General features: G+C 71.7%; 9 protein-coding genes and 1 tRNA gene. All 10 read left to right on the top strand.

Features of this window, described 5'->3' with window-relative positions:
• On the top strand, positions 1-668 hold a 668-nt coding region (locus tag AOK00_RS29605), incomplete at its 5' end, for a S1C family serine protease (protein WP_159041871.1).
• Positions 669-716: 48 nt separating this feature from the next.
• Positions 717-803, top strand: a tRNA-Ser gene (locus AOK00_RS29600).
• 213 nt (positions 804-1,016) lie between these two features.
• Positions 1,017-1,226 (top strand): antitoxin, encoded by a 210-nt coding sequence (locus AOK00_RS39255; protein ID WP_055603300.1) that lies wholly within the window; start codon positions 1,017-1,019, stop codon positions 1,224-1,226.
• Positions 1,227-1,360: 134 nt separating this feature from the next.
• On the top strand, positions 1,361-1,885 hold the full coding sequence (locus AOK00_RS29590; protein WP_055603299.1) for an O-acetyl-ADP-ribose deacetylase: 525 nt from the start codon (positions 1,361-1,363) through the stop codon (positions 1,883-1,885).
• Between the two features lie 402 nt (positions 1,886-2,287).
• The gene (locus tag AOK00_RS29585) at positions 2,288-2,593 is read left to right on the top strand and encodes a hypothetical protein (RefSeq protein ID WP_055603298.1); all 306 of its coding nucleotides are present in this window, start codon (positions 2,288-2,290) and stop codon (positions 2,591-2,593) included.
• Positions 2,594-2,792: 199 nt separating this feature from the next.
• A complete protein-coding gene (locus tag AOK00_RS29580; RefSeq protein ID WP_055603297.1) occupies positions 2,793-3,959 on the top strand; it encodes an acyl-CoA dehydrogenase family protein in 1,167 nt (388 codons plus the stop codon).
• Positions 3,956-5,059 (top strand): bifunctional MaoC family dehydratase N-terminal/OB-fold nucleic acid binding domain-containing protein, encoded by a 1,104-nt coding sequence (locus AOK00_RS29575; RefSeq protein ID WP_055603296.1) that lies wholly within the window; start codon positions 3,956-3,958, stop codon positions 5,057-5,059. The genes AOK00_RS29580 and AOK00_RS29575 overlap by 4 nt, the downstream gene beginning before the upstream one ends.
• A 1-nt stretch (position 5,060) precedes the next feature.
• The gene (locus tag AOK00_RS29570; protein ID WP_055603295.1) at positions 5,061-6,089 is read left to right on the top strand and encodes an acyl-CoA dehydrogenase family protein; all 1,029 of its coding nucleotides are present in this window, start codon (positions 5,061-5,063) and stop codon (positions 6,087-6,089) included.
• Positions 6,086-6,493 carry a MaoC family dehydratase gene (locus tag AOK00_RS29565; protein WP_055603294.1) on the top strand — a complete coding sequence of 136 codons (408 nt, stop codon included), beginning with the start codon at positions 6,086-6,088 and terminating at the stop codon, positions 6,491-6,493. Before AOK00_RS29570 ends, AOK00_RS29565 begins: the two co-directional genes overlap by 4 nt.
• Positions 6,490-7,656 (top strand): lipid-transfer protein, encoded by a 1,167-nt coding sequence (locus AOK00_RS29560; protein WP_055603293.1) that lies wholly within the window; start codon positions 6,490-6,492, stop codon positions 7,654-7,656. Before AOK00_RS29565 ends, AOK00_RS29560 begins: the two co-directional genes overlap by 4 nt.
• Positions 7,657-7,808 lie beyond the last annotated feature (152 nt).

Below are 7,808 nucleotides of genomic sequence, written 5' to 3'. Positions count from 1 at the left end.
CGCTCGGCGACTCCGACAAGGTGGCGGTCGGCGACTCGACGATCGCGATCGGCGCGCCCTTCGGTCTGTCGAACACGGTGACCACGGGCATCATCAGCGCCAAGAACCGTCCGGTCGCGTCGGGCGACGGTTCGGGCGGCAGCAACTCGTACATGAGCGCGCTGCAGACGGACGCGTCGATCAACCCGGGCAACTCGGGCGGTCCGCTGCTCGACGCGAGCGGCGCGGTGATCGGCATCAACTCGGCCATCCAGTCCGCCGGGAGCGGCTTCGGCCAGTCCCAGGCGGGCTCGATCGGCCTCGGCTTCGCGATCCCGGTGAACCAGGCGAAGAACGTGGCGCAGCAGCTGATCAGGACGGGCAAGCCGGTGTACCCGGTGATCGGCGCGACGGTGAACATGCAGGAGCAGGGAGAGGGCGCGACGATCGCCTCCCAGGGCTCGGGCGGCACCCCTTCGGTGACCCCCAACGGGCCGGCGGCGAAGGCGGGCCTGAAGGCCGGTGACGTGATCACGGGCTTCGACGACCACCAGATCGACAGCGGTCCCTCCCTGATCAGTGAGATCTGGACCCACCAGCCGGGCGACCAGGTCAAGATCACCTACGAGCGGGACGGCAAGACCTCCACGGCCACGGTCACCCTCGGCGAACGCACCGGCGACAGCTGACCGGCTAGGCTGTCCCCCGCGCCGCACGTGGACACACCGCCGGCGCGGGGTGGGTTGCCCGAGCGGCCTAAGGGAACGGTCTTGAAAACCGTCGTGGCAGCGATGTCACCGTGGGTTCAAATCCCACACCCACCGCAGTGGATCGGCGAAACGCGCTGGTCGGAAGGGGTGCTCCGGATATCGGGGCGCCCCTTCGCCGTGTGTGGGGGCGGGGATTCCGGCGGGCCGGGACCCTTCTGGCGCGCCCCTCGGATCCTTCCGGGGACCTTCCGGGGCGCCTCTGCGGATGCGGGACCCGGGTGGTGCCGTGATGCTGGAGGGGCTGGAACAGCGGCTAGGAGGGCCAGGATGTCTGTGTTCGACAAGCTCAAGGGAATGCTGAAGGGCCACGAGGAACAGGCCTCCAAGGGCGTCGACAAGGCCGGCGACTACGTCGACGGGAAGACGCAGAGCAAGTACAGCGGTCAGGTCGACACCGCCCAGGAGAAGCTCAGGGAGCAACTGGGACAGCCGGGTCAGCGGCCGGACTCTCCGCCTCAGCCCCCGCCCCAGCAGTAGCGCGAGGCACGAAGCGACCGTCAGGGGCGCCCCGGATCCACGTCCGGGGCGCCCTTTCCGGGATGTGGCGGGGTCGGTTCCCCGGGTTTCATGGGGCGTCGGAACGGTGGGGGGCCGGACGAAGGAGTGTTGTCGTGGTGCGGATCGTGCTCGTGCAGGGGGACATCACCGCCGAGGCCGCCGACGCGATCGTGAACGCCGCGAACTCGTCGCTGCTGGGCGGTGGCGGGGTCGACGGCGCCATTCACCGCAAGGGCGGCCCGGAGATCCTCGCCGCCTGTCAGGACCTGCGCCGCTCGCACTACGGCAAGGGGCTGGCCACGGGGCAGGCCGTGGCGACCACGGCGGGGCGGTTGGCGGCCCGGCATGTGATCCACGCGGTCGGACCGGTCTGGTCGCGCGACGAGGACCGTTCGGAGCTGCTGGCCTCCTGCTACCGCGAATCCCTGCTGATCGCGGACGAGTTGGGTGACCGCACGGTCGTGTTCCCCGCCATCTCCACCGGAATCTACGGCTGGCCCGTCGACGACGGGGCCAGGATCGCCGTGCGGACGGTACGAGCCACCCCCACCGACGTGGAGGAAGTCCGCTTCGTGCTCTTCGACGCCCCGGCCTACGCGGCGTTCGAGGCGGCCGCGGGGGAGCAGGACGTTCCGTAGGTCGAACCTTCTTCTCGTTCCGCTCGCACGTTCGGTTTTCGTGCGTCGGGGACGCGCCGTCGCGATCTTCCGGCGGGGAGATTGGCGGAAAATCTGCCGGAACGCTTCCTCCCGTGCGGCGTACGGGCCGCCGCTGTCCTGAATGCCTTTTGCCCGGCTGAGCTGGGCCTTTGCTCGGAGGCGCCGGGTTTATCTGCTTGTCCTCACGCTTGCGGGGGAATCGGGCGCTCCGGGGTGGTTCGCCGGGGATTCGGTGGGCAACTCTGGATTCGCGACGTCGAGCACGAACGACCGGGGCGGTCGGCCAACTGCCCCGGAAATGGCCGTACTTCAGATCACTTCAGATCACTTCAGAGCAGTTCCGTGCGACAGCACCAATTTTCAGTTCCCGGAGGAACAGACATGGCAAGCATCCGTACCGCCCGCATCCTCGCCGTTGCCGCCGCCCTGCCCCTCGCCGCCGCGCTCTTCACGGGGGTGGCCCAGGCCGACAACGGCGGGTTCGCGGACGACGGATCGAACACGAGCGTCGCCACGATCATCGGCAGCGGCGTGGGTGGGGACAACTTCGGCAACTCGACCACGACGCAGCAGGTGGCGACCGGTTCCGGTGCCTCCAACCAGAACAACACGGCCAGCGTGAACGGCTCCGCCCTCACCCACATCGCCCAGAACAACGCCGTGGTCGACTTCCACCCGTGGTGGTGACCGGCCCAGCACGGCAGCCGGCCCGACGGGGGGCGTGACCGCGGTGTGAACGACGGCCTGTGCGGCGGTACTTCGGTACCGGCGCGCGGGCCGTTCCGCGTCTGCCCCCGGACGCGCGCGGTCGGTCGTCGACCTTGACAGACGTCCTGAATCTGACGGACAGTCAGAAACCTCAGTCGTCCCACGGGAGGCCGTCGCCGTGCACCTCGCCCCGACCGAGCGGCAGCTGCGGCTGCGCGCCGAACTCCGCGCGTACTTCCGGGACCTGATGCCCGAGGGGCCGCCCCCCGCCGCCGACGCCGAAGCCCAGCGCCGGCTGCTCCGCCGGATCGGCGCCGACGGGCTCCTCGGTCTGGGCTGGCCCGAGGAGTACGGCGGTCAGGGCCGCGGTCCCGACGAACAGTTCGTCTTCTTCGACGAGGCGTACCGCGCCGGCGCCCCCGTCTCGATGGTCACGCTCAACACCGTCGGCCCCACCCTCATGACCTACGGGACCGAGGAGCAGAAGGCCTGCTTCCTGCCCCGGATCCTGCGCGGCGAGACCGTCTTCGCCATCGGGTACAGCGAGCCCGAGGCCGGCACGGACCTCGCCTCCCTCCGGACGCGCGCGGTCCGCGACGGCGGGTCCTGGCTGATCGACGGCCAGAAGATCTTCACCTCCAACGCCCAGAACGCCGACTGGATCTGGCTGGCCTGCCGCACCGATCCCGACGCGCCCCCGCACAAGGGCATCTCGATCGTCCTGGTCCCCACCGATGCCCCCGGCTTCTCCTGGACCCCGATCGCGACCGTGGGCGGGCTGACGACCACGGCCACCTACTACGACGGGATACGGGTCCCCGCCGGGAACCTCGTCGGGCCGGAGCACGGGGGTTGGGGGCTCATCACCAACCAGCTCAACCACGAGCGGGTCGCGCTCGCCGCGATCGGCATGCAGGCGGAGGACTTCTTCGCTGCCGTGCTCGACCGGGCCCGTACCCCCGATCCGGTGACGGGCAGGCGTCGCATTGACGAGCCGTGGGTTCGGATCCGAGCCGCCGAAGCGCATGCCCGGCTGGCCGCGACACGCCTGCTGAGCTGGCGTTTGGTGGGAGACGTGGGGGCCGGCCGGCTGGCTCCTGGGGACGCGAGCGGCGTGAAGTTCGTGGGAACCGAATCGGCGGTGGAGGTGTATCGAATATGTCAGGAGATCGCGGGTGGGTCGGGGACGGTGCGAGCGGGATCGCCGGGGGAGTTCGACGGCGGTGAGCTGGAGCGCATGAACCGGGCCGCGCAGATCAACACCTTCGGGGGAGGGGTGAGCGAGGTGCAGCGCGAGATCGTCGCGAGGATGCGGCTCGGCATGAAGGGGAGGGGCCGGCGATGACCCTCACACGGAGCCAGGGCGGGCCGGAGCCGTCGCCGGACGGGCTGTACGAGCGGCTAGCGGGGTTCGCGGGGCGGGCCGCCGCGACATCCGGCGTCGGCAAGGACCCGGTCAACCTGCCCATGATCCGGCACTGGTGCGAGGCCATGGGGGACGGCCATCCCGCCTACCGGGGGCACGACGCCGTCGCTCCGCCCACGATGCTCCAGGCCTGGACGATGGGCGGCCTCTCGGGGCACACGGACCGCTCCTCCGCCCACGAGGAACTGTTCGCCCTCCTCGACGCGGCCGGATACACGTCGGTGGTCGCGACCGACTGCGAGCAGGAGTACCTGCGGCCGCTGCGGCCCGGCGACGAGATCACCTTCGACACCGTCATCGAGTCCGTGTCGGAGCTCAAGACCACCAAGCTCGGGTCGGGGCACTTCGTCACCACCAGGACCGACGTCCGTGCCGGCGGGCAGCCGGCCGGCACCCACCGCTTCCGGATCCTCAAGTACGCGCCGGCCGCGCGACCGCGGAGGCCGGAGCCCCCCGCCGGGACCCAGGCGAAACAGCCGGAAGGAAGGCGGCCGGAAGGAAGGCAGCCGGAGGGTGGCCGGACGGGGGGCAGGCAGTCGGCGGGCAGGCAGCCTGAGGGAAAGCAGTTCGAGGGAAGGCAGCACGAGGGAAAGCGGTCCGAGGCAACCCGGCCGAGGGCCCGGCGGCCCCGGCCCGTCGTCAACCGGGACAACGCCGGATTCTGGGAGGGCGTGGCCGCGCACCGGCTGCTCATCCAGCGCTGCGGCGACTGCGCCGCCCTCCGATTCCCCTGGCTGCCGGGGTGCGCCGACTGCGGTTCGCCGGAGTGGGACACGGTCGAGGCGAGCGGCGCCGGGACGGTCTACTCGTACGTGGTGATGCACCACCCGTCCTTCCCGGCCTTCGACCCGCCGTACGCGGTCGGTCTCGTCGAACTCGCCGAGGGCGTACGGATGATCAGCAACGTGGTGGGGGTGCCGTACGACAAGGTGCGGATCGGGATGCCGGTGCGGCTGGAGTTCCTGCGCGTCGACGAGGAGCTGGAGCTTCCCGTCTTCCGCGCGGGAGGGGAGGACTGACATGGACTTCACCCCCACCGAGGAGCAGGAGGCGGCCCGCGAGCTGGCCGCCCGGATCTTCGCCGACCTCGCCACCCACGAGCGGCTCCGGGCGGCCGGCACCGGCAGCGACGCCGAGCTCTGGAAGGCACTCTGCGCCGCCGGGCTGCCCGGCTCCGTCGAGGAGACCGGCCTGCTCGGCCTGGTCCTCCTCCTGGAGGAGCAGGGACGCGTGACGGCCCAGGTGCCGTTCGCAGCGACCTGTGTGTACGGGATCCTCGCCGTCGCCCGGCACGGCACGGACGAGCAGCGCGCCCGGCTCCTGCCCGGGCTCCGCGACGGTACGGCGGTGGTGACGGGGGCCTTCCCGGCGTCCGGGCCGGTCACCTCGCGCGAGGGGCGGCTCAGCGGGGCCGTGGACTGGGTGCCGTGGCTCAGGGACGCCACCCATGTCCTCGTCCCCGACCAGGACCGTGCCCTCTGGCTGGTCCGCACCGAGGACGCGGCCCGCGTCGATGCCGTCGAGCTCACCGCACCCTGGTCCGCCGGCCGGCTCGTCCTCGACGGGGCGGCGGGGGAGCGGCTCGGGGAGAGCGCCGCCTACGCGGACGTGCTCGCCGCCGCCCGGGTCGCCTTCGCCGGTCTGCAGGCCGGGGTCTGCGCCGGGTCGCTCGCCAGGGCCGTGGAGCACACCTCCGTACGGGAGCAGTTCGGCCGCCCGCTCTCCACCCACCAGGCCGTGCAACTGCGGGCCGCCGACGCCCATATGGACACCGAGACCATCCGGGTCACCGCCTACGAGGCCGCCTGGCGCCACGACGAGGACCTGGACGCCCGCGGGGCGGCCCTGACCGCCGCCTGGTGGGCCTCCGAGGCGGGGAAGAGGGTCGTGCACGCCGGGCAGCATCTGCACGGGGGCATGGGCGCGGACCTCGACCACCCCGTGCACCGGCACTTCCTGTGGGGCAGGCAGCTCGACGCCCATCTCGGCTGCGGTACCGAACTCCTCGCCGAACTCGGCGACCTGCTCGCTGAAGGAGACCTGTCATGAAGCCCGGCACGGAGACCTTCGTCAAGCCCGGGGACGAGCTGCCGCCGCTGACGATCCCGATCACCCGCACCCTGATCGTCGCCGGGGCCGTCGCCTCCCGCGACTACCAGGACGTGCACCACGATGCCGAACTGGCCCGGGAGAAGGGCTCCCCGGACATCTTCATGAACATCCTCACGACCAACGGCCTCGTCGGGCGCTACATCACCGACCACTTCGGCCCCCGCGCCGTCCTCCGCAGGGTCGCCATCCGGCTCGGCGCCCCCAACCACCCCGGCGACACCATGGTGCTGACCGGCACGGTCACCGAGGTCGAAGGGGACACCGCACACGTCCGGGTCGTCGGTGCGAACGGGCTGGGACACCACGTCACGGGGACGGTCACCGTGGAGGTGCCGCGATGAGCCTCCGCACCAGGGACGGCCTCGGCGGCCGGGCGGCCGTGGTGGGCATCGGGGCCACCGAGTTCTCCAAGGACTCGGGCCGCAGCGAACTGTCCCTCGCGGTCGAGGCGGTCCGCGCGGCCCTCGACGACGCCGGGCTCGCCCCCGCCGACGTCGACGGCATGGTCACCTTCACCATGGACACCAACCCCGAGATCACCGTCGCCCAGGCGTCCGGCATCGGCGAGCTGTCCTTCTTCTCCCGCGTGCACTACGGCGGCGGGGCCGCCTGCGCCACCGTGCAGCAGGCCGCGCTCGCCGTCGCCACCGGAGTCGCGGAGGTCGTCGTCTGCTACCGGGCGTTCAACGAGCGCTCCGGGCGGCGCTTCGGCTCCGGAGTCCAGCAGCGCGAGCCCTCCGCCGAGGGCGTCGCACTCGGCTGGCAGCTGCCCTTCGGGCTGCTCACCCCGGCCTCCTGGGTCGCGATGATCGCCCAGCGGTATCTGCACACCTACGGATTGACCCCGGACGCCTTCGGCCATGTCGCCGTCACCGACCGGCGCCACGCCGCCCGCAACCCCGCCGCGTACTTCCACGGGAAGCCGATCACCCTCGCCGACCACGCCGCCTCGCGCTGGATCGTCGAACCACTCCGGCTCCTCGACTGCTGCCAGGAGACCGACGGCGGCCAGGCGATCGTCGTCACCTCCGTCGAGCGGGCCCGCGACCTGCGGCGTCCGCCGGCCGTCATCCTGGCGGCGGCGCAGGGCGCCGGCCGGAAGCAGGAGGCGATGACCAGCTTCTACCGGGACGAGCTGACGGGGCTTCCGGAGATGGGGGTGGTGGCCCGACAGCTCTGGCGGACCTCCGGCCTCGCACCGGGCGAGATCGACGTGGGCATTCTCTACGACCACTTCACCCCGTTCGTGCTGATGCAGTTGGAGGAGTTCGGCTTCTGCGGTCCGGGGGAGGCGGCCGACTTCGTCGCGGCGGACGCGCTCCCGCTGAACACGCACGGGGGACAGCTCGGCGAGGCCTATCTGCACGGCATGAACGGCATAGCCGAGGCGGTCCGACAGCTGCGCGGGACCTCCGTGAACCAGGTACCCGGGGCGGAGCGGACCTTGGTCACGGCGGGGACGGGGGTTCCCACGTCCGGGTTGATCCTGGGCACGGACGGCTGAGGCGACGGTCTCTGCGGTGGCCGCGCGGGGCGGGCGGTTCTTCACTCGCGCCATGAGCACACACGCACCACGACCGGAGCCCACACCCGCACCCACCTCCGCACCCGCACCCGCGCCCAGTACCGCACCCGCAGCTACACCCGGTCCCGCAC

The sequence above is a fragment of the Streptomyces aureus genome (assembly GCF_001418135.1).
Classification (GTDB): Bacteria; Actinomycetota; Actinomycetes; order Streptomycetales; family Streptomycetaceae; genus Streptomyces; species Streptomyces aureus_A.
The sequence above is the reverse complement of the archived record's forward strand: the minus strand, read 5'-3'. Positions and strand labels throughout refer to the sequence as shown.

Bases quoted from the DNA above. Each gene is read 5' to 3' on its own strand.
- AOK00_RS29585 (WP_055603298.1), top strand. From the start codon at position 2,288: ATGGCAAGCATCCGTACCGCCCGCATCCTCGCCGTTGCCGCCGCCCTG.
- AOK00_RS29565 (WP_055603294.1), top strand. From the start codon at position 6,086: ATGAAGCCCGGCACGGAGACCTTCGTCAAGCCCGGGGACGAGCTGCCG.
- AOK00_RS29570 (WP_055603295.1), top strand. From the start codon at position 5,061: ATGGACTTCACCCCCACCGAGGAGCAGGAGGCGGCCCGCGAGCTGGCC.
- AOK00_RS39255 (WP_055603300.1), top strand. From the start codon at position 1,017: ATGTCTGTGTTCGACAAGCTCAAGGGAATGCTGAAGGGCCACGAGGAA.
- AOK00_RS29560 (WP_055603293.1), top strand. From the start codon at position 6,490: ATGAGCCTCCGCACCAGGGACGGCCTCGGCGGCCGGGCGGCCGTGGTG.
- AOK00_RS29575 (WP_055603296.1), top strand. From the start codon at position 3,956: ATGACCCTCACACGGAGCCAGGGCGGGCCGGAGCCGTCGCCGGACGGG.